At 61.8% G+C, this 1090-nt stretch carries 1 pseudogene and 1 other annotated feature; the pseudogene reads left to right on the top strand.

The annotated features are described in order from the left end of the window. A pseudogene (locus CFY91_RS14815) lies at positions 1-1090 on the top strand (IS3 family transposase); the annotation flags it as partial. Then, positions 180-296, top strand: a sequence feature (AL1L pseudoknot). (Overlaps the previous pseudogene by 117 nt.)

Raw genomic sequence — 1090 nt, 5'->3', positions numbered from 1 at the left:
GAGGCCATTGCGCCGAAAATCGGCTGCGCAGCGCAAACCCTGCATGGCTGGATTCGCCGCCAGCAGACCGATGCCGGTCAGCGCCCTGGTCAGACCAGCGAAGAGCGCGAGCGCATAAAGGCTCTGGAGCGCGAGAACCGCGAGCTGCGCAAAGCCAACGAGATTCTGCGCCTGGCCAGTGCGTATTTTGCCCAGGCGGAGCTCGACCGCCGCACCAAGTCCTGAGGGCATTTGTCGATCAGCATCGTGACCGTCTCGGGGTCGAGTCGATCTGCCGTGTCTTGCAGATCGCCCCGTCCGGTTACCGCTGGCACGCGGCTCAGCAGCGCAACCCGGCATTACGTTGCTGCCGTGCTCGACGCGATGACGCATTGATCCTGGAAATCCAGCGTGTATGGGACACCAACATGCAGTGTTATGGCGCGATGAAGGTCTGGAAGCAGCTCCGGCGAGAAGGCACCGAGGTGGCCAGATGCACGGTGGAGCGGTTGATGCGTCGGGCTGGATTACAGGGCATCAGGCGCGGCCAGGTCATGCGAACAACGGTGGCCGGCGACAAGTCGCTCTGTCCGCTGGATCGTGTGCAGCGCCAGTTCCATGCCGACCGTCCAAATCAGCTGTGGGTGTCGGACTTCACGTACGTGTCGACCTGGCAGGGCTGGCTGTATGTGGCCTTCGTGATTGACGTGTTTGCGCGGCGGATCGTTGGCTGGCGAGTCAGTACCAGCATGAAGACCGACTTCGTGCTGGATGCTCTGGAGCAAGCCCTGTATGCCCGCCAGCCGCATTGCACGGGTGGTCTGATCCATCACAGCGACCGTGGCAGCCAGTATGTCTCGATCCGCTACACCGAGCGGCTGGCAGAGGCCGGTATTGAACCCTCGGTTGGCAGCAAGGGCGACAGCTACGACAACGCCTTGGCTGAGACTATCAACGGGCTGTACAAGGCCGAGCTGATTTACCGCCAGTCGTGGAAGAGCCGCGAGGCTGTTGAGATGGCGACCTTGAAATGGGTGCACTGGTACAACCACCAGCGCCTGTTGAGCTCAATCGGCTATATCCCGCCTGCGGAGGCTGAGGCAAACTTCCA

Origin of the sequence: Pseudomonas fluvialis (assembly GCF_002234375.1) — a bacterium.
Classification (GTDB): Bacteria; Pseudomonadota; Gammaproteobacteria; order Pseudomonadales; family Pseudomonadaceae; genus Aquipseudomonas; species Aquipseudomonas fluvialis.
The sequence above is the reverse complement of the archived record's forward strand: the minus strand, read 5'-3'. Positions and strand labels throughout refer to the sequence as shown.